The 21645-nt window shown below is 40.7% G+C and carries 18 protein-coding genes; 2 read left to right on the forward strand and 16 right to left on the reverse strand.

Annotated features, from left to right (window positions below; all coding sequences use genetic code 11):
* Positions 1-232 precede the first annotated feature (232 nt).
* The 3 genes from KEM09_RS18900 to KEM09_RS18910 all read right to left on the reverse strand — a co-directional run bounded on the left by KEM09_RS18900 (position 233) and on the right by KEM09_RS18910 (position 2773).
* On the reverse strand, positions 233-1111 hold the full coding sequence (locus tag KEM09_RS18900; RefSeq protein ID WP_212230698.1) for a DMT family transporter: 879 nt from the start codon (positions 1109-1111) through the stop codon (positions 233-235).
* 76 nt (positions 1112-1187) lie between these two features.
* A complete protein-coding gene (gene rarD, locus KEM09_RS18905; protein ID WP_212230700.1) occupies positions 1188-2081 on the reverse strand; it encodes an EamA family transporter RarD in 894 nt (297 codons plus the stop codon).
* A gap of 77 nt (positions 2082-2158) precedes the next feature.
* Complete coding sequence (locus KEM09_RS18910) at positions 2159-2773, reverse strand: NUDIX hydrolase N-terminal domain-containing protein (protein WP_212230702.1); 615 nt, start codon at positions 2771-2773, stop codon at positions 2159-2161.
* Between the two features lie 317 nt (positions 2774-3090).
* Here KEM09_RS18910 and KEM09_RS18915 point away from each other — a divergent pair, with 317 nt between their 5' ends.
* A complete protein-coding gene (locus tag KEM09_RS18915) occupies positions 3091-3384 on the forward strand; it encodes an RNA recognition motif domain-containing protein (RefSeq protein ID WP_212230704.1) in 294 nt (97 codons plus the stop codon).
* A gap of 70 nt (positions 3385-3454) precedes the next feature.
* Here the strand turns inward: KEM09_RS18915 and KEM09_RS18920 are convergent, their stop codons facing one another.
* The 6 genes from KEM09_RS18920 to KEM09_RS18945 all read right to left on the reverse strand — a co-directional run bounded on the left by KEM09_RS18920 (position 3455) and on the right by KEM09_RS18945 (position 12212).
* The gene (locus KEM09_RS18920; RefSeq protein WP_212230706.1) at positions 3455-5359 is read right to left on the reverse strand and encodes a methyl-accepting chemotaxis protein; all 1905 of its coding nucleotides are present in this window, start codon (positions 5357-5359) and stop codon (positions 3455-3457) included.
* Positions 5360-5592: 233 nt separating this feature from the next.
* Entirely contained in the window at positions 5593-6984 is a 1392-nt protein-coding gene (locus tag KEM09_RS18925; protein WP_212230708.1) for an MFS transporter, read from the reverse strand.
* Positions 6985-7097: 113 nt separating this feature from the next.
* A complete protein-coding gene (locus KEM09_RS18930; RefSeq protein WP_212230710.1) occupies positions 7098-8555 on the reverse strand; it encodes a M28 family metallopeptidase in 1458 nt (485 codons plus the stop codon).
* 154 nt (positions 8556-8709) lie between these two features.
* On the reverse strand, positions 8710-9285 hold the full coding sequence (locus tag KEM09_RS18935; protein ID WP_212230712.1) for a porin family protein: 576 nt from the start codon (positions 9283-9285) through the stop codon (positions 8710-8712).
* Positions 9286-9341: 56 nt separating this feature from the next.
* A complete protein-coding gene (locus KEM09_RS18940) occupies positions 9342-9743 on the reverse strand; it encodes a hypothetical protein (RefSeq protein WP_212230714.1) in 402 nt (133 codons plus the stop codon).
* Between the two features lie 57 nt (positions 9744-9800).
* On the reverse strand, positions 9801-12212 hold the full coding sequence (locus tag KEM09_RS18945; protein ID WP_212230716.1) for a DUF5916 domain-containing protein: 2412 nt from the start codon (positions 12210-12212) through the stop codon (positions 9801-9803).
* 249 nt (positions 12213-12461) lie between these two features.
* Here KEM09_RS18945 and tyrS point away from each other — a divergent pair, with 249 nt between their 5' ends.
* Positions 12462-13754: a tyrosine--tRNA ligase gene (gene tyrS, locus KEM09_RS18950; RefSeq protein WP_212230718.1), complete on the forward strand. Its 1293-nt coding sequence runs from the start codon at positions 12462-12464 to the stop codon at positions 13752-13754.
* A 48-nt stretch (positions 13755-13802) separates the two neighbouring features.
* Here the strand turns inward: tyrS and KEM09_RS18955 are convergent, their stop codons facing one another.
* From KEM09_RS18955 to KEM09_RS18985, 7 genes are all read right to left on the reverse strand, one after another.
* Complete coding sequence (locus KEM09_RS18955) at positions 13803-15035, reverse strand: PP2C family protein-serine/threonine phosphatase (RefSeq protein ID WP_212230720.1); 1233 nt, start codon at positions 15033-15035, stop codon at positions 13803-13805.
* 155 nt (positions 15036-15190) lie between these two features.
* Positions 15191-15757 carry an elongation factor P gene (efp, locus tag KEM09_RS18960; protein WP_212230722.1) on the reverse strand — a complete coding sequence of 189 codons (567 nt, stop codon included), beginning with the start codon at positions 15755-15757 and terminating at the stop codon, positions 15191-15193.
* A 109-nt stretch (positions 15758-15866) separates the two neighbouring features.
* Positions 15867-16676: a DUF3108 domain-containing protein gene (locus KEM09_RS18965; RefSeq protein ID WP_212230724.1), complete on the reverse strand. Its 810-nt coding sequence runs from the start codon at positions 16674-16676 to the stop codon at positions 15867-15869.
* A 79-nt stretch (positions 16677-16755) separates the two neighbouring features.
* Positions 16756-17457 carry a tRNA (adenosine(37)-N6)-threonylcarbamoyltransferase complex dimerization subunit type 1 TsaB gene (tsaB, locus tag KEM09_RS18970; protein ID WP_212230726.1) on the reverse strand — a complete coding sequence of 234 codons (702 nt, stop codon included), beginning with the start codon at positions 17455-17457 and terminating at the stop codon, positions 16756-16758.
* Between the two features lie 204 nt (positions 17458-17661).
* Positions 17662-18930, reverse strand: coding sequence for an efflux RND transporter periplasmic adaptor subunit (locus KEM09_RS18975; RefSeq protein ID WP_212230728.1), 1269 nt, complete (start codon positions 18928-18930; stop codon positions 17662-17664).
* A gap of 142 nt (positions 18931-19072) precedes the next feature.
* Positions 19073-20440 (reverse strand): TolC family protein, encoded by a 1368-nt coding sequence (locus KEM09_RS18980; RefSeq protein ID WP_212230729.1) that lies wholly within the window; start codon positions 20438-20440, stop codon positions 19073-19075.
* Between the two features lie 92 nt (positions 20441-20532).
* Positions 20533-21615 carry an efflux RND transporter periplasmic adaptor subunit gene (locus KEM09_RS18985; RefSeq protein WP_212230730.1) on the reverse strand — a complete coding sequence of 361 codons (1083 nt, stop codon included), beginning with the start codon at positions 21613-21615 and terminating at the stop codon, positions 20533-20535.
* Positions 21616-21645: the final 30 nt, after the last annotated feature.

Genomic DNA, 21645 nt, shown 5'->3' on the forward strand with positions numbered 1-21645 from the left:
ATGACTATTGTCATACTTGAGGCAATGTAGCAGGAGGAATTGATTTGATAATAGGAGTTAACACAGCATTACTGCTCCGTTTTAAATATGCTCCTTAGAAATAGTGTATCAGCACCTTAATGAGGACATAATAATACCACTCAGCTATTGTGTAAAGCGCTGTTGTGTAATTGGATAGGTAATTTGGATTGTTCCTTTTCTTAAGGATGTTTTTTACAAATATAAGTACGGTTTAGCGCTTTAAGCGGGTAATATTCACCAGGTAAATGCCACCAATCACAATGATGCCACCAATAATTTGCCACGAGGTAAGCGCTTCATCCAGAATAAAGAAAGCGGCAATGGCTGTAATCACGGGTTGACCTAAAAGCGTTGGGGAAACTGTAGTGGCTTTTAAATGCCCCTGCGAGTAGTTGATTAATGCCCAGCCGCCCACATGCACGCCAATGCCGTATACCAGCCAGATTAGCCAGGTGGTGTTGCTGTAGCCGGTAAACGAATAGGGACTAATAATGACTGCAATGCCGGTTGTGACAGCTGCTGCCATGCTACTTATAGATAGATACAGGAGTGTGCTCATGTGTGAGCGTCCTTGCTGAGTAAACAGGTGGTAGATGCCATAAAAGATACCGGCAATTATACTGATGGTAATGCCGGCAATTAATCCATCCTTTACATACCAGCTGCGGGCTGCCATCATAAACATACCGGCTATGGTAACGGCCAACCCGAACCAAAAACCTTTCGACTGTCTTTCTTTGAAGATGAAAACGGCTCCAAGACCTACCCACACTGGTGCCAGGTTGGCCATAAGTGTGGGAATGGTGGCATTGCTTATTTCGATGGCCCACGACCATAAGCCTGTATCTACCCCAAAGGCAATTCCTCCCAACACAGGCATTAGCAGTGCTTTGAGTGAAAGCTGATGTACTTGTCTCCATCTGCTGATTAAGGGCAAAAGCAGCACAACTGATGCCAATCCTACCCGGTAAAAGGCAGTCACAATGCCAGGTGCTTCAGCCGACTTGATAAGAATCGCTGAAAAACCGATGATAATGAGCCCTGCAAATAAGGCAGCATAAGCTTTAAAGGTAGATGGTTGAACGGGCATCCTCTTAAAATTTCTTCAAATGTAAGTGGTGCTGCATTAGCAGCATATGATTTTCATCTTTGTTTTTGACATGAGCTCATCGTTGTTGCTTCTTTTTGTAGCTCAAGAATATTGAATAACTGTATATAGCAAGGGCCATCCAGATGGCTGCAAAGGCTACTTGTTTCTCCTGAGGAAATCCTTCGTGGTAAATAAACAGGCCCAACAGGAGCATAATGGTAGGGGCGATGTATTGCATAAAACCTACTGATGTGAGAGATATACGTTTGGCACCCAGTCCGAACCAGTATAATGGCAAGGTTGTTACCACGCCGGCCATAATTAGTAATGCATCGGTTTGAAAGCTCTCGGTAAACAGGTGGCCATTACCACTAACCATGCCCCATATGATATAGCTCAGGGCGAATGGCGTGAGCACCAATGTTTCGATGGCCAATGCAGGCATAGCATCTACTCCGCTCATCTTTTTTAACAGGCCGTATAGTCCAAATGATGCAGCCAAATAAATGGATATCCAGGGGAAACGGCCATAGTCAACCGTCAGGTATATAACGGCTGACGCTGCAAGTAGCAAAGCGATGAGCTGCAGTTTATTTAGACGTTCTTTCAGAAACAGGATGCCCAATGCCACATTAATTAGCGGTGTAATATAATAACCCAGGCTGGCTTCTACAATGTGGTTGACGTTGACAGCATAAATGTAAACGCCCCAGTTGCTGCCTACCAACAAGCCGGTAATGGTGAGTGTAGAGAATGCCTTCTTATTGGTGAATATATTGCGCAGCTTCAGTTGCTTCTTCCATACCAGAAAGAGTAACACAAAAATCAACGACCAGAAAATACGATGCGCCAGTATTTCAAGTGCCGGTATGTGGTTAAGTAACTTCCAGTAGATAGGCAGTAAACCCCAGGTTAAAAATGCCTGGAAGGTATAAAGATAGCCTGAGGCCTGAGTATGTTGTGTTGACATGCGTAGCTGGTTATGCGACACAAATATATAGAATTTCGCGAGTACTGCTTTTCATGTCAGATAAGTACCATAGAGATTTAATCACATACAACCGGCAGTTCAGGGTGCATAGCCAGATGATACAGCTCCTTAATTTGTGATTCAAGGATGCGATCTTTTGATAGTGGTGGCAAGCTATCAATGGCAAACCAATCAGCTTCTTCAATGTCAAAGTTACCGCGCAATGTTCCGCCAGTCACTTCGCAAAAAAACATGATTTTATACACATACCAGGGCTGTGGCGGATGCGGGTGGCAGCGCTTGTCGTAAATGGCTAACACTCGTATAACTTTAGACTGTAGACCCGTTTCTTCTTCCACTTCTTTAACCACTACTTCAGAAGGACTGTGGCCTATGTCGGCCCAACCACCGGGTATCGACCAACGACCGTCCATCTTTTCCTTAGCCATCAATACTTCATTTTTATCATTCAGAATCAGTGCCCGCACATCCACTTTGGGTGTTGGGTACTCTTTAGGCGGCAGGTAATACGTGTCAAAGGCTTCAACAGGGTGGTCGGCAATGGCCGCCATCAATTCTTTGCTTAAATCAACCAGCTCCTGGTTACGTTCAACTTCATAACCGTTTTGTGCATATACCAGTCCCGTTTCGGCCAATGCTTTTATTTTCTTGAATGTATTCAGATAGTCCATTTGTATTGAGCGTTAGTTGTGGTATGGCTTTAACCTTGATTTGTCACTAATTATCTGGCAACTAAAATTAGTAAAATACCATGAGTAAGCCGATAAAGTTTAACACTCTTTATGGTCAAATAATATGTAACACCTAATTATTTAGCTACCTTTGCACATATTTTAAAAGATTGAATTTTGATATTATACTGATTTTTAGTCCTTTCTTCTCTTCCTAAGAAGTCAACTACACTTCAAATCTTCAATTCTCCTCTCTTTTTAAAATGTTTTTATTGGCACTTGTAGGTGCTGTGGTTTAATTTTTTAAGTGTTATAGCATGAATATTTTTATTGCGGGTTTGACAGATAACGTCTGGGATGAAGATTTGAAAGACCTATTTGAAGAGTACGGTGAGGTAACTTCCGCTAAAGTTATCAAGGATCGCGAAACGCGAAAGTCAAGAGGATTTGGATTTGTTGAGATGCCTGATGATGCAGCTGCCAAGAAAGCCATTCATGAGCTTGACAGGGCTGAATATGATGGCAAGATCATTAATATTAAAGAAGCCCGACCAAAAGAAGGCGGCCGCCAGGGTGGTGGTAACCGAGGAGGCAACAAGCGACGTTTTTAATGTATTTTATACATACAACAAAGCCTGGGTATATTACTCAGGCTTTGTTGTATATGCTCGTTTCTGGCTATTACTGTTTTTTGGTATGAAAGAAGCTGACTATCTGTTTGAGGTTTTCGGCTTGCGAGGTGAGTTGTTCAGAGCTGGCCGCCAATTCCTCACTTGACGATGCATTCTGTTGAGTTATCTGGTTAAGCTGCTGCATGGCTGAGTTAACCTGCTCGGCTCCTTTTAGTTGTTCGTCGCTCGATGATGATATCTCATCCACCAGTTCACTGGTTTTTTGCACCTCGGGTGCTATTTGTTCCATTTGCTCGCCTACCTTGCCACTCAGGTTAAGACTCGAATTGGATAAATCAATTATCTGCTTGGCCGAAGCCCGACTTATCTCAGCCAGTTTACGTACTTCTGTAGCAACTACGGCAAAACCTTTCCCTTGTTCGCCCGCCCTGGCTGCTTCTACTGCTGCATTAAGCGATAGAATATTGGTTTGCTGAGCAATTTCATTGATGATATTAATCTTCTGTGCAATGGCTTCATTGGCTTCAACCGACTCAATGGTTGAGCGGTTGATGTCTTTGATATTTGTATAAACCATTTGCGACACTTTACGTGTGTTATTAGCATTAAGTGCATTGTGCTCTATGTTACTAACCATCTCTTCCATGGTCGACGACACTTCTTCAACTGAAGCCGCCTGTTCGGTGGCTGACTTAGATAACTGCAAGGAGGTGCCGCTCACATGATGACTGGCCCCGGCTATATCTTCTGCCCCTTTGATAATATCAGATACTACAGCCTCAATTTTCGCAATCATATTTTGCAAGGCTTTCGCCAAAGTGCCAATTTCGTCATTTTGATTTATTGAAATTGTTGCGGACAGATTTCCTTCTGATAGTTGTTCCGAAAAAGTTACACATTCCGACAATGGCTTGGTAATGGAACGACTGACCAGTCTAATAATGAGAATTAGTAAGGTGATGGCTATGATAAAGATAACACCCAGAATCATCACGTTTTCTTTAATGATATCGGTTATCTCAGATTTGTAATAGGTAATTACAATGTAAGCATCAATGTCGTTTACAAATCTAAAATACAATACCTTATCCTCGCCTTCCCATAGGTATTCAATTTTACCTCTCTCACTATTGCTGTTGATAATTCGCTGAAAGAAATCTGCATTTGCTGTATTGTGACCTTCTTTAGTAGGGTGGATTAGAAACTCACCATCGCTTGTAACCATTAACGGATAGCCTGATTTCAGGTACTTCTTACTTCGAAAGACATTTTTAATACCATCCATATCTTTCTCTTTTACTCCAACGTAAATGATACCCTCAACTTTACCATTGATAAATAAGGGCTCATAGGCAGTGAGATACCAGTCATCAACAACGAAAGCACGACCATAAAAGCTATCTCCTGCAATTATTTTTTGCGCAACCGGAGAGTCGTTACTTATATAAGTATCAATTCCGCGTTCCCCGTTCTGTTTCTTAACGTTGGTGGATATGCGCAGAAAGCCTTGCGGTATTTTTTGGAACACTGTGGCAGTGCCGTTCATTATCTCACCAACTTCATCAACAAGCTCGTAATTGTGAAAGATACTTTGTTCACCATGCATCAGCGTAGGAATCGAAATAGTTGTCTGTTCCTTATTTAGCTGATTAATAGCATTCACTACGACCTTGTTATCATCATCAAGTTCGAACTCCTTTAGTGAAGCGATTCGCTTCATCATTTTAACCCCGGATTTAACAAAAGCCTGTCGGTCCGCAATTTGTACTTCCACAAGACGCTTCAAATCCTCAGTTTGCATAAATGAGGTTGAGTCCATTTCTGTGGTAATTTGTTGGTACTGTTTGAACGATGAATATGTTCCGACCGATACAACAATAATGACTACAATTGAACCCAATATATAATTCAATCGCATGCCAATCTTCAGATTGTTTAAAAAATCTATCCCCATAACAACACACTTTTGTACACAATTCAACACCTCTGCATCTCACCATTGCAGATTATCATCAAAAAGAAGCTGTTCTCACACTTTAACGGAAGGTATACGCTGCTATACGCATAACGTTAGCAGAAGTTACGGCGGAATAATGAGATATAAAAGCCCGGCATACTAATAAAGATTAGGGAAATAAAAAAGCCCGAAGCAAATGACTTCGGGCTTTATAGGATTATATGTTTGCCTTACTTATTCTCGAGTGACTTTAAATATTTGTCGTAAAAGAATAGTGCCACAACAGCAGCTAATCCGATAACCAGAATTACCGACCAAATTGATGCAGGATTGTAAGTGCTCCACAGGTGGTTTGTTAATTCATTGGTGTTCATGTTCATGGCTGATGCAGCTTGTTCGAAGTACTCATTCTGTGTCAAGCTTTCATCAATGTTCAAACCTTGGGCAGCTACCTCTTGTTTTACGAAAGTGGTTTTATCAGACATCCATTGATATACATTACCTGAAATAAATCCGGCAAAAACATTACCTAAGAAGACAGGAATAAATGAATAGCCCATATATAGTGCTTTCTTTTCTGCTGGTGCAATGCGACCTATGTATTCAGTAATTTTAGGTGAACCGGCCATTTCTCCAATCGCAAATATATAGATAGCAACTAAAGTGAAAACAACATTTTGGGTGGTTAATGTAAGTGCCATACCAATCGCACAAACAAGGAACCCTGCCATCATAGAACGAAGAGGACGCCATTTCATAACAATACTTGATACAATAACCTGGAAGAGGATAATGTACATGGCATCAAAGTTTGTAATGAATTCAGCTTCCATTTGTCCATTTGCAGTACCATAGTTCTCACTAAAGAATGGTGCATACTCTTGAAAAAATAGATACATTGACGATGTATCAACCCATTGCATAATAAAGACAGGAAGTGTGAAAAATAGTTGGTTATACATGGTCCAGAAACCAGCAACAATAAGCAGGAATACTACAAATTTTCCGTCAGCTAATACTTCGAAGATATTTGTGAAAACCTTCTTCATAGAATCACCAAAACTTTCATTCGATTCTTCTCTTTCTGGCTCTTTATAAAAAAGTAAAAGAATAAAGTTAATGGCAATAATACCTGCAGAAATATAGTAAACCAATGTATATGAAGAGTTCTTGAAAAGCAAAGTTACTAGAGGGCCGAAGAATGCACCTAGGTTAACCATCATATAAAAGATACCAAAACCAATAGAGGCTGTTTCCGATGTGGTTGATTTAGCAACTGTGGCAGAGATGATTGGCTTAAAAAGAGCGGCGCCAAGAGCTAAGTATAAGTATATGAGAAATACGCCTGTGAAAGATTTGAACAAGGGCATCAGAATAAATGCCGATGTATAGATGATGAAGGCGATAAATAACACGCGTTTATACCCAAAGCGGTCGGCTATAGAGCCCGTAATAACAGGTAGAAAATAAAGGATCCCTGTGCCAACGCCCATGATAATACCCTTCTGAGCTTGAGAAAGCTCTAATCCTCCGACATCAATCGAACTGGTGAGGTAATTGGCAAAGAGCATGAAAAAGCCATACCAGGCGAATCGCTCAAAAAGTTCAATAATATTAGCCACCCAGAATACCTTTGGGAATTTCTTAAATGTTTGTGCAATGTTTGACATATGTATACAATTAGTTTTTTCAGAAACGGCTAAAATAATTGCTTTAGTGTATAAACCAAATGTATTTAGTCATCTTGTGTGTTAAAAGCCGATTTTTGGGTGGCTAAAAAGGCGGTTGTAAAAATCAGTTTAACCCGTTGCTCCATTTCCCGATAGTTAATCTTGTCAGGCGTGTCAGTTGGTTTATGGTAGTCAGGATGCAGGCCACTGAAAAAGCCCAGTACAGGGATGTTAATGCGGTGAAATGCATAATGATCCGATAACCTTAAAAAGTTACCAAAGCCTTGTGTTTTGTTGTAGTCGTATTGTATAGTTAATGGCGTGAGCAGGTTGTTGGCTACATGTAATAGTGAGTCAAACTCGGGATAATGGTTATTCCCAATAGTGTAGATATAGTTTGATTTGTGGGTGGAGTCAATGCGCCCAATCATATCAACATTAATATTGGCCTTGATATTAAAGGCATGTTCTTGTGGATGATCGGCAAAATAAAATGCCCCCAATAAACCTTTTTCTTCACCTGAGGTGGCTAAAAACACAATGTTTTTGTCTAGTTTACCCTTCAGTGGAGCAAATGCTTTTGCCAGCTCTATGACAGCTGCCGTGCCGCTGGCATTGTCATCGGCACCAACACATATACCATCATATCTTTCACCCACATGGTCGTAATGGGCCGAAATTACAAGCGTTTCTTGTGATTTAGTTTTGCCGGGCAGATAGCCGGCAACATTATTGGCATTGGCTTTTTCAATGATAATAGGGCAAGCGATGGTGAGTTCGGGTTGTGGTAATTGTTTAATGGCTTTGGCTGTGCTATATCCAGATATTGTTTCAAGCGAGTTGTTAAAGAGCGACTCTAAACAATCCTGACTGATAGCAAATGCTTTTGTAAGATTATTGCTAAAAGATGGCCGTGAGCGATAGATGGACTGCTTATTGTGTTTTGCTTCCATTTGTGCACTCAGTTTTGAAAAAGCATCCGAATCCGATTGATGTACCATAACTAATGCTATTGCACCATCTCTTTTGGTCTTACTGGCCAATGAATACCAGCTATTAAGGTTATCTACCAGAGCTACTGCAATTTTGCTTTTCATGTTGAGGTGCTCGGTTATCGAATCGTTACCATTTCCAATAAAAATACATTGGCCACTAATTGAGGGCTCTATTGGTGCAGTGCTCAGATAAACAATGTCTTCATAATGAGTTAATTGTTTGTCTTTAAGCTTAAACTGGAAACTATCCCAGCGCCAGCTCCATAGTCCGATATTTTGAAGGTATGTGCTGTCGTTGAAAGGTTTAAGTCCGACCGACTTAAAATGATTAACAATGTAGCGCGCTGCTTTATGTTCGCCCTCCGAGCCAGTATCACGTCCTTGCAGGCTGTCTGATGCCAATACATAAACATGTTGCTTTAGGCTTGTTGAGTCAATGCTATTCAGGTATTTAGATTTAAACTTGGGTGATTGGGCATTAGCAGATAAGGTGAGTATTGCCAGGGAAATGATTAAGGTTATTTTCATGGTTTTTAAGGATTACATTGTTTTTGTGCATTGAATAAGTTTAAATATAGTCCATTTTTTTTAATGTAAGAGATAAAAAAAAGCCGGCGTTATTGCCGGCTAAATGCTATTTCTAACGTTAACCTGAATTAGCATAAACGTTAGATTCAGATCATCAGAAGCGCTTACCGATAGTAATACCAAAGGAATAGGCACTGTATTCTTCTTTAAAGTCGTAGGTAAACATAGGGGTTAGTTCCCAGCCATTTTCAATCTCCACTTCATACTCAATTCCTGTTTTAAGCACAAAGAAGGTTTCGGTATCGTGCTTTTTAAATTCCCACTCAACACCTGGTCCGGCAAGAATACCTATGCGGTGCGTTGGTTTGTATTTGCCAACGGCTGATACAACTACCACGTTATTACGCTCCAGTTCATCATGGTTACTGGTGGTAATATAATATTGGTCAAGCTCCACATCACCAATGAGGCCAAGGGCCCATTTGTTGTTTAAGGAGTAATAGTAGTCAACTCCAATGGTTGGCACCCATTTTCCTGTGCTCTCTTCATGAGTTTCATGCTCGTAAAAGGCCGACGGAATGTGAGTAAAACCGGTGTAAAGCGACAGTTTGTGTTTGCCATGACTGCTTGTTTCATGGCTTGAGTGTGTTTCGTGCCCGGCATGATGTTCATGCTGAGCCATGGCATTAATTGATAATAATGCCACTGCAACAATAAGTAATTGTTTCATTCTGCAATTTAATTAATTAGTTATGTTCAAGCAGGGCAAAGGGAGCGGGGTATTGCTTAGTATTTATTGCCTAGTATTACACCATTTAGGAAGCCATTGATAAGGGCACTGCCAATATCGTTGGAACCATGTGGGTTAAAACTATCACGTATGCGATTGGTACCAGTATAGCTAAAAAAATCGGCCGGGTAATGTGCCTTATAGGGCATGAGCATGACAGTTGAGTTTTGGGTTACCTGAAATTGCTCGTACATACCCCATTGCTTATAAAGATATATCGGGCGGTTGTGCTTAGTAATCTCGCCAGAATTAATATCCAGTTGAATAGGCGTGTAGTTTAATTTCAAATCCAGGCTAACCTGTGTCTCCTGTTTGAGACTATCGGCCTGGTAGGTATATTGGCCATAGCAGAACAGGCTGCTGCATATCAACAAAAAAAACAGTTTAACTTTTTTCATTTCGATGTTTTGCTAGGATTGTGCGGCAAAGTTACACTTTATTCTTTTGAATTAATATCAGGTGCTCTTTTTAAACACCGAATTGTAATCAATGTAGTAGAGTAATTTAAACGAGAGTGTGTTTATCTGTGGGCTGTTTCTGACTATGTCTAGATTCTTCTTGTAACCTTTTGTAACTGTTTCTTCAAGGTGAAAAATGGAATTTTTCCATCCCAATGTCATTTCCGAACCAGGGGCAAATACCCATCGCACTACCATATCAACATTGAAAGCATTAAAGTTATGATCGTGATTGTCATTATAAGCGTGATCAGGTAGCAGGCTACCATCTTCCTGCAATAAATAGAAGGACAGGTTTTCAACGCTCGACCAATAATGCCTGCTTCGAAGTCTCAGGCTTAACTTATTATTGAACGTATAAGCCATTTCAAGAATGTTTTCGACAGTGCCCAGGTTACGCTGCGAAAAATGAATAGAGTCCTGAGCTTCATTCTTATCGACATAGCCATAATCATTATTCTCAAAATCATATCCCAACTCGTAGTCAAGAATTAGCTTTTGCCCTATTCGCCATTGTATACCACAGCCCATCCAGTTACCATCTTGGTTACGTTCAGGCCTGGCATAGCCTCCAAAGTAGCCATAGGCACTTATTTTTTTGGTCCAGTCGGTGTGCATAAAAAGATTAATGCGGTAGCCAGGTGGTTTATAAAAATAGCGACCTTCAACACGCGTCTCATCATAGTTGTGCTCTTCCGACATCCAAACCCCATGTACTTCGAAGCCATAATTATTCATAAACTGGCCTTCGGTATATACGCTCAATTCCTGATTTTTAATGGCAAATGGCTCCATGTTCATATCATGTATGTAACTGATTTGACTCATCCACTGCCTGAAAATGCTGAACGGTTCAACCTGCTGAAATCGTATAAATGCATCCGTATCGAAAAGGTTATTGCGCCTGAGGTAACCCATGTCATTGGGGTTATAATCTTTTGAGTAGGCTTCTTGCGACATGCCATATTGCCATTTACCACCATTTTTAGCTAGCTCCAATTCGGTAAACCAGCCTGTTTCTTTATCTTCTGCACCTCTGTGGCTGATGCCTCCTTTACCGCTCAAGGCAAAGTTCAGGCTTTTATCGCGAAACTGAAATTCAGTGCCGGTGACATTGGCCATAAATGCGTGATCGTACATGAGCATGTTGGTGTTGATAAGACTGATGTATGAGTTGTTTTTTAATGACTGATCCACCACCGTTACATTGTAGTTGGTAAATGGTTGTATCAGAACCTCACGCTGTTGGTTGGTGATTGTATCTCCCAGTGTGGCATGCGAGTTGAGTGACATGGCGTTGAGCACACCAATAGCCGTGCCGCGTTTGGTGCGTCCCGATATTTTGGTGGCATTTACCAACTGGGTTTCAGACGGGCGATCGGCAATGATTTCGTTTTCATGCAGGGCATCGTCGGCATCGCCTGCAAATTTGGGCCGGCTGCCAATGCGTCGCGAATAGAAGATATCGGCGCGATCAAACAGTTCCATTCCCTCGGTGAAAAACTGGCGGCGCTCATCGTAATAGATTTCGTAAGGCGACAGGTTGAGTTGCTTATCATCCGACTGTATCTGTCCAAAATCAGGAATAAGCATCATATCCAGTGTGAAACTTTCATTGATGCCATATTTAAGGTCCAGGCCGCCTTTGTAAATGAAGTCTGTTTCGCCGCTATTTTCGTTGTGCTCCAGGTAGGTGGCCATATAGGGAGTAAACGATAGGCGTGTGGGTGGTTTGATGTTACTAATACCAGTAAGTTCTCCTTGTTGGTGGATAAAACCAGAGATATTCCGATCAATAAAACTCCATGAATTATTGGAATTGTACCGGCGTATATTCCGAAACATATTTAATCCCCAGGTATGAACATCTTTTTCGGGAAATCGCAGGGCAGAATAAGGAATACGCATTTCAATTGTCCATCCCTCATTGGTTATGCGGGTTTTGCTTTCCCATACAGCATCCCAGTTCGCATCTTCACGGTCACGGTCACTTTTTATGGCTTTGATGTCGGTTTGCACACCTGCGGGTGTAATAAAAAAACCATAAGAGAGTTGTCCTTCGTTATATGGGTCAAAGTAAACACCAAAATAATCGGCGGCGCCAATGTTATCTCTTTCAGACAAGTAATTGTAAATACTGTCGGGTGCAGAGTCATACAATATGGCTCCAAGGTATACCGCTGTTTGGTCATAAAAGAAGTACACCTCGGTTTTTTGCATCGCCGGCTGCCCATTATACGGTTCAAGCTGCACAAAGTCGGTGGCTGCAAAGGCACTTTGATATGACCCATCATCGAGAATTCCATCAATTTTTAAGGGTTGATTGAGGTAAATTGCTTCAACCTGTTTCTTTTGTGCTGTGAGCTGCAGACAGCTAATAAAAGTCAGCAGCAGGAAGATAAGTTTCATGCTTAGTGATAGTAGAGTTTAGTGTGTGTTAAAAGATGACTAAAAATACTAAAAAGTTGATGATTCAGAGGTTAATAGCATGTTAAAACCCTCAAGAAGTTCTCTTTGTGCATGGTATATTATCAAATTGTAGTTTTTACTTGCAAAATGGCATACAATTGACATTGTGTTTTTATTATCTTTGTGCTTTTGTTATTAACACATGTATAATAGTGTCTTGCTTAAGACAATTAAAATAATGCACTTACCATGAATTTTGTAGAAGAATTAAGATGGCGTGGTATGATCCACGATGTAATGCCAGGTACAGAAGAGCAATTGGAGAAAGAAATGACATCGGCTTATGTGGGTATTGACCCAACAGCAGATTCTTTACACATTGGTCACCTGGTAAGTGTAATGATGCTAAAGCATTTTCAGGTATGCGGACACAAACCAATTGTTTTGGTTGGTGGCGCAACTGGTATGATTGGTGATCCTTCAGGTAAATCGGATGAACGCAACCTGCTGGATGAGGAGCAGCTGCGTAAAAATCAGAATGGCATTAAAAAGCAGCTGTCAAATTTTCTGGATTTTGATTCTGATGCAGAAAATGCGGCCGAAATGGTAAATAACTACGACTGGATGAAGGAGTATTCGTTTCTTGAATTCATTCGCGATATTGGAAAGCATATCACGGTTAATTATATGATGGCTAAAGATTCGGTTAAAAAGCGCTTAGACGGAAGCTATAAAACCGGTCTCTCTTTCACTGAGTTTACCTATCAATTGGTACAGGGAACTGATTTCTTGCACCTGTATAATGAGAAAAATTGTAAGCTTCAGATGGGTGGTTCTGATCAGTGGGGTAATATCACAACTGGTACCGAGCTAATCCGCAGAACAGGAAGTGGAGAAGCCTTTGCACTGACTTGTCCGTTAATTAAAAAAGCTGATGGTAAGAAATTTGGTAAGACTGAGTCTGGTAATATTTGGTTGGATCCTGTTCGTACATCACCTTATGCTTTTTACCAATTTTGGTTAAATACATCAGATGAGGATGCGGAGAAATATATTAAAATCTTTACGTTGCTCTCAAAAGATGAGATTGAGACACTGATTGAAGAACACAAAGAGCAACCACATAGACGGGCACTGCAGCAACGATTAGCAAAAGAAGTAACTATTATGGTGCATTCTGAAGAGGCGTATGAGGCGGCAGTGGAAGCATCTCAAATACTATTTGGTAAAGCTACAACAGAAGCGTTGCGCAAGATTGATGAACAAACACTATTAGCAGTGTTTGAAGGAGTACCTCAGTTTTTTGTTGATAAAGCTGTTCTGGTTGAAGGTATTAATATTGTTGATTTATTAGCCGAAAAAACAGCCGTCTTTCCATCCAAAGGCGAATTGAGACGTACCATCAAAGGTGGGGGCGTAAGCATGAATAAGGAAAAAGTGACAGATGCAGAGATGACTGTTAAAACAGATGCCTTGCTAAATGACAAGTATTTATTGGTGCAAAAAGGTAAGAAGAACTACTTTTTAGTAATAGCACAATAATAAGCGAATAAACAACATAACTAAAGCAGGCCGGTTGGTCTGCTTTTTTTATTTGAATTCGAGGCCAATGAGTGAGATGTCGTCAAAGGCTGCACCATCGCTTTCAATACGATCGATGATTGCCCTCAGACCCTGAAAATTCTGTTCAAGTGGATGGTTGTTGTTCATAATTGCTTCGACTTCCTCTGCGCCCGATTCCACCTGGTAGCCATCGTCCAATTCCACCAAGCCATCAGTAAAAGCCAATAATTTAGAGCCCTTGGGAATGTGTACCTTACCCACTTCAATGGATGGAATGAAGTCGAGCATACCCAATCCAATGCACCCACTTTCCAGGTGTATCAGATGCTGTTTTCGGGTGTCGTATAGTAAGGGTGGCAGGTGACCAGCATTTACATAGTTCAAGCGACGGGTTATCAGATTATAACGGCCTATAAACAAGGTGATAAATTTCTCGTTATTCGCACTTTCGTTGACACGAGCATTCAGCTGATGAACCAGTTTCTTCAGGTTGCAGCGATACGAAAAGAGTGAGCGAATAACCGCCTGGAAGTTGGACATCAGCATTGCGGCTGACATACCTTTACCTGATACGTCGGCAATACAAAAACCAATGGTATTCCTCGACAGGCGAAAAACATCGTAATAATCACCGCCAACGCCCATGTGAGGCTGGTAATACGTGTGAATATCCAGCTTAGAGGTTTTGGGTAATTGGTGCTTGCTTGGTACCAGTTGATTCTGAATTCTGGAAGCCAGTTCCATCTCTCTTTTTATGGCTTCCTGCTCAAGTAGCTCCTGCTGCATGCGCTTGTTTTCAACAAACACAATGATCAGGTTCGAAATAATCTGAATCAGTTTTAGGTGCTTAATCGTTGGGCTAATACCCTGTTGTTCCTCCTCAATATCTCCAATGAGTACATAGCCAATGGCCCTGTATCTGTGAAACAGCGGGATAACCGCATCAAAGCCTTTCAAATTGGGAGGGTGCGATAGGGTAATACTCTCAATGGTATCATATTGCAACAAATCCTTTTCTACATCAATTGCAGCGGCTTCTTCTTCTGTAACACCAGAAGCTAAAAGGTTCTTCCACTCTTCGTTTGAAAAGGTGTATACAAGTACTTTGCCCACTTCAAGTTCTTCACGGAGAAGTATTTCAAATTCGGAAAGCAAATCATCGATTGAGTGATCCTCATTTATGGTTTGCGCAATATCAAGGATGATATTTAATCGATCCTTGTAAAGTCGTAGTCTTTTCTTTCTTAATTGCGTAACCATATCCGGATAACTCTTTCCAACTAAGGTATTAAAAAAAACCTATAAAAGTCAGGAATTATTGCTACATCGTTGTTTTGGGCTATAAAATACCCTGTTATAAGCTTTTTATAAATGGTTAATTTAAAGTCTATAACAGGGGGTAATGTTGTGCAAAATTATTTTACACGCTCAACATATGAGTTGTCGGAGGTGTTAATTTTGATTTTGTCGCCAGTGTTAATAAATAAAGGCACCATGATGGTGGCTCCTGTAGTTACTGTGGCAGGCTTTAATGAGTTAGTTGATGAAGTATCGCCACGAACACCAGGTTCGGTATAAGTTACCTCAAATACCACGTTAGTAGGCAGGTTTACCATCAATGCTGTTTCTGTATCAGCATGGTATACTACTTCTACTTCCATACCTTCATTAAGTAAAGATGTATTATCAATCAGCGACTCTTCGATAGGAATCTGCTCAAATGTTTCGGCGTTCATGAAGTGATAGCCCATGTCATCTTTATATAAGAACTGATGAGGACGACGCTCAACACGTGCTTCATTCACTTTAACACCTGCGTTAAATGTATTTTCAATAACCTTTCCGGTAGATACATTCTTAAGTTTTGTTCTTACAAACGCAGCTCCTTTCCCAGGTTTAACGTGTTGAAACTGTACAATGAAGAATAACTGTCCATTGTACTCAATGCACATTCCATTTCTAAAATCAGCTGTAGTTGCCATACTATTGAAATTGTGATTATTATTATCTTAAAAAACGGTGCAAAAATAAAGGAATTCGTGTAAAAAACGAATTGTAAGAATGAAAAGCTACCAGCTGAGATTGATGTTCTTAATGTCTTACACTACTAAACGGGTGCTTGAGGCCTTTAAACGATTCGAGGTTGCAGGTGAAAGAGCCTACTGCCAGGTCGAACCTGACACGAACCGGAATGCGATTGCTGTCACGGCTAATCCATACCTGCATGTCATCTTCTGTTTTAAAAGCACGCCCCACTTCTGTTACCGGCGAAAATTTGTAACACTCAATTTTGCCAAAGTTGGTTTTAATGACCTCGGTGCCGCGGTAGCGTATGCGCAGAGGGAAGTTTTCATCGGAGAAGTATGTCATGAACTCAATGACTTCACCCACCTCCAGTTCTTCATTAAATTTATGGTTACGGGCAAAGTAAAAGGCTGAGAGAATATCAAGAATGCCCTCCTGAACCTTGTGTACGCCTGATTTTTTAGAAATAACCTGGGATGAATCACGGTTATATTCTACTTCATTGTAATAGCGGTAACGGCCTTCGCGAATACTGCGAATGGCTTTTATTGGTTCATTGGTTTTTACATCAATGAAACTTTCGTAGCGGTCTCTGATTTTGTAAAGTACATCGGCTACGCCAACTGTTACGCCCTTGCCAACTATATGGTGCGTAGCGATATTGTTAATAACCGAATCATTAACTGAGAGGGTGGCCTTACCTCCCGTTACAAACCCATAATTAAGTGAAAAAACCAACTGCTCGCCTCCTTGATAAGCCGCATGAGTAGTTAAAGGGTAGGGAGGGATAAATACGGTATCTTTCTTTTCTTCTTGTGATGCCAGTATATTAACACTAAAAAGTACACAAAACAGAAATATGGTGGCTCGTTTCATAAGCATTCATTTTGAGAATAAGTTAAGGTTACTTACTCTATATGACAAACAAACGCCTGGAATTACTTATATGTTCTGACTATAATATCTTTTTCTTTGGTGTAGTGGCCACAAAATCTTTTAGATAGAAGGGCTCAAAATAGGCCACGTCTTCAAACTTTTCCTGTGCAAAATACTGTTCGGCCAAAGGTGCCAGATTTTTTGCCAAAGGATGACAGTCGTCCAGGAAAAGTGCATTTTCATGTTGAATAACTTCTTTGCACTTTTCTGCGCCATTGCCAAAGAAAACAACCTGGTACTGATTGAGCCATTCTTCAAAAGTGGTTTCATCTACAATCTTGGCCGAGATAGCTTCCAGGATGTTCAGTTGTTGATCAAAAACAGCTGTGTACACTTCCATGCGTCGTGCATCCATCAGCGGACAAAAGACTGGTGATAACGAGCTGCTAGCATGGTGTTGCTCAATAACCGGATAACTCATGATGTGCATAGAGTCAATGGCGATTAGAGGTTTGTTTAAAGCATAGCATATACCTTTAGCTGTAGAAACACCAATACGCAAACCAGTGTATGACCCAGGACCACTACTGACAGCTACGGCATCAATGTCTTTAATATCGGGCGTTTCACCTAGCTCAAATAATTCTTCAATAAGAAGTGTTAAGTTGGTAGCATGTGAATTAACCTGGTAAAGCTCTTTTGATGCAACAACTTTTCCGTTTTCACTATATGCCACTGAACATACTCCGGTCGACGTCTCTATACTTAAAATTTTTGCCATGCTATATGTTTGTTCTGAGTTATATAACAGTAACTTAAATGCTGTGAATTTTCCACTCCAGCTACTGGTTAATATAATCGCCACATGAATAAATCATTGTTGCGCAAAATTAAGAAATAGTTTGATAGATGGAAATGGTTATAAATCAAAGCGGGCCTTTAAACAATTGTATAAAGGCCCGGTGTATGTTGTTATCTAATTCAATTATTCTTTCTTGTCTTCAAATAATTTATCAACGACCTGAACAGGTGTTTCATTATTTAATTTTCTGGAGATGGCTGAGTATGGACCACTGATAACCTCATCCTCTTCTGCCAGCCCTTCTAATATTTCAATGTGTTTGGTGTTTTGAATACCCGGCACTACCTTTTTCTGAATGGCTTTACCGTTTTCCACCACAAATACCACTTCCAGTCGCTTGTCTTTGTCGGCTTCTACTTTCGTTGAATCGCTCTGGATAGTATCAGGGCGGGTGGTGACCGATTGGATAGGAATGGTAAGTGTGTTGTACCTGGTGTTGGTTTGTATATCAACCGTAGCTGACATGCCCGGGCGGAACGGATACCTGTTTTTACTGTCTTCAGTTGCCAAATGTTCATAGGATTCAGGCAGTATCAGTACACGAACCTCAAAATTGGTAATTTGATCGGCACTGGCACCTTGGGTTTTGGCTGAGTTGGCAATTTGGGTTACAATACCCTTAAACTTTTGCTTCAAATAGGCATCTACTTCAATGAGGCAGGTGTCGTACTGACTAACGCGAATAATGTCATTCTCATTCACATCTACCAATACCTCCATTTGATGCAAGTTGGCCAGTGTCATCATTTCGGTGCCTTCAAACTGTGCTGTACCTACAACGCGCTCACCTTTTTCAACATTAAGGCGCGATATGGTGCCGTCCATTGGGGCATAAATACTGGTTCTGTTCAGGTTATCCTTTGCTTCATTCAGCGATGCTTTAGAATTGCGCAATGCCGCTTTGGTCGATGCTTTATTAGCCTTGGCAATCTCATATTCCGACTCTGCCTGTTCAAATTCAGCCTCTGAAATGGTTTTGTCGGCCCAAAGTTCTTTGTTGCGTTTGTAGTTGAGTTCCTTTTGTTGCAGCTGCGCTTCGGCCTGTAAAAGGTTGGCTTCGGCCGATTTTAGCGATGCCTGCATTTTCTCAAAGTTACGCTCGTAGATATCTGGCTGAATACGTGCCAGCATTTGCCCTCTTTTTACTTCCTGGCCTTCTTCAATCAGTAACTCCAGAATCTCACCTGAAACATCAGAGCTGATTTTAACTTCCACCATTGGCTTAATCTTGCCGTTGGCTGTAATGGACTCTGTAATTGTGCGGAGTTGTGCTTTCTCGGTGAGTACTTTTTCCTGGTATTCCTGGCCAATCCACCCTTGTTTTTTTCCTACAACTAAAACAATAATAATAATGAAGATGGCAGCAATGGCTATAACTACGGGTTTTTTCATAGGTTCAGTAATTTATCGGCTAATTTAATCATTCAAAATAAAAAAGCGGCCATTAACAAAAGGATTTCTTATACTAAAACACCGGATAATGCTGGCAACTATCCGGTGTTTTAAAATAAAGGGTAAAAAGGGTATTATGAATCTATAGTTCGATAGGTATTCCTTTATAGAAATCAAGGATTTTTGTACGCAAAATGTATTCGTATTTTGATTGTAATAAATCAGACTGGGCCCTGGTATAATCTGTTTTTGCCACATTATAGTCCACCGAATTCACTAATCCAACATTAAATTTCTTTTCGGTGTATCTGAAAGATTCTGCAAAGGAGTTGACAGCTTCCTGGCTGGATAAGAACTTATTGTAGGCTGCCATGGCATCGGCATAGGCCTGCTGAATGTTCTTACGCAGGTTAAGTTTTTCTTGCTTAAGTTGAAATTGGGCATCTGCTACTCCAAGTTTGGCGTTAGCAACATTATTACGGGTTTGTAAGCGGTTGAAGATAGGAATGTTTAAACGGGCACCAATGTAAGTGTTGCGATTGGTCTTAAACTGTTCGTTTAGCGAACGGTTAGAGTCATAAGGGTCGCCCACCAGCCAGTTGGCATTGGTTGACATGCCAGCACCTAATCCCAAAGTTGGATAGTAATTGCCTTTGGCAATTTTTAAGTCGTATTCCTTACTTTCGGTATTGTAGGTGGCGCTTTTTATTTCAGGCATAATGCCAAGTGCTGTCATGTAAATATCCGTTGGTGGTTCAGGTGTGAAAACTGTTAACTCAGGTAGTGATGGTATTAAAATATCAAACTCAACAGGTCGTTCCAGATCAAGTAGCTGTGCCAGATTAAGTAATGAAAGGGCCAGGTTATTTTCTTGTTGGGTAACATTCAATGCTTCCTTGGCCGCCTGCGATTTAATTTCCAGGTAGCTGCCCATTGCCTGACTGCCTGCATCAACCAGTTTTTTTGTTCTTTCGGCTTGTAGCTTACTGGTTTCATACTGCTCTTTGGCTACATTAAGAAGCTCTTTGTTAAAAAGTATCTGCAAATAATGACCAGTTATTTGGAGGCCAATGTCATTCTTTGTTTTTTGCATATCTTCAATGGCGGCCAATAAGTCAACCTGATTTCGTTTGATGGTATTGTTATTGGTAAAACCACTAAAAACATTCATGCTACTACTGGCGCTAATGCCAAACGAACGCAAATCCTGGTCCACATTCGTAGCTTCCTGTTGCACCCAGGTATAACCAAAGCTAACAGATCCATCACTGCTGGCATTTAAATCAGGTAAGCGATTGAGTTTACTTTGCTTTAACTGATTCTCCTGGTATTCGGTATTGATGGCCTGACGCTGTATGGTGATATTATTTTCATGTGCATAGTTGATGCATTCCAGCAGCGACCATTGCTTTTTATTCTCGCCCCAAACCTGCTTCAGGCTATCTTGTGCTTTTATGTTGGGCAAAGCTAATAGTATGCAGGCAAGTGCAATAATAGATTTCCGTATCATAGATAATTCTTTTATAGGGTGTGAGCCTAATTGTTTCTCTTCAGGTAAAAATTAGAACTAAATTGTTAATAAAAATATCAATTATTATTCAATTAGCTTTTAGGAATCTTAATTTTATCCTCTTTTGACAGTCCTTCGGTGATTTCGATTTTGATACCATCCGATAGACCGGTTGTTACCAGGCGCTTTTCAAATAGCTGTTCCCCAGTTTCTATCTCAACAAATGCTGAGTCGTTACTAAACGTGATTAGTTTTTCTTTGATGGCTAAAACGCTATCTCTGCGATCAAGCACGATATCTGCAGTGGCACTGTAGCCGGCTCTGATGAACTGACCTTCCTTTAATTTAACGGCCGCTTTAATCTCAAACTGAATTGCGCCGTTTTCTTCCACACCTTTAGGAGCAATAGATTCCAGAAAGGCATCGTACTTTTCATCTTCGATGGCCCCAATCGACAGCAATAGCGCCATGCCTTGCTTAATCTTGCCAACCTCAGTTTCGTCTACCTTACCTTCAAATACCATTTTGCCCATATCGGCTACAACAGCAATGGTTGTTCCATCGTTGAAGGTGTTACTTTTAATCACCGAATTACCTTCTTTAATAGGTACATCCAGCACCATGCCAGTGATGGTGGAACGAATTAAAGTGTTGGTTTGGTTCTTCGAGTTACTCGTTACACCTTCTTTAATCAGTTGTAAGTTGTTCTCGGCAGCCAGTTTATCCGCTTCTGCTGTTTCAAATCTCAGTTGTTCTTCCAGGAATTCAGATTCAGGAATCACACCAGTATCGAATAACTCCTTTTTGCGATTGAATTCAACTTTAGCATTCTTGAAGCTGATTTCGGCTCTTTTTAATTGCGCTTCGGCATTGTTCACCTGAATCATTTCGGGAATGATCTGCACCTTAGCAATCAGGTCGCCTTTCTTTACTTCATCACCTGCTTCAACAAATATTTCGGTGATGATGCCCGACTCCTGAGGTTTGATCTCAATCTCTTTCCTGGGTACAACGGAACCAGTTGCAACTGTTTTCTTAATAATGTTGGTGACTTCTGCCGTTTCAGTTTCGTAAACTACAGGATCTTTTTTCGACTGATTGTACAAGTAAAATACCACCCAGGCAAATAATGCGATAAATACAACGCTACCTAATATTTTTAATACCTTCTTCATGAGTTTAGATTTTTTATAGTTTCTAGTATG

The sequence above is a fragment of the Carboxylicivirga mesophila genome (assembly GCF_018271975.1).
Taxonomy (GTDB): domain Bacteria; phylum Bacteroidota; class Bacteroidia; order Bacteroidales; family Marinilabiliaceae; genus Carboxylicivirga; species Carboxylicivirga mesophila.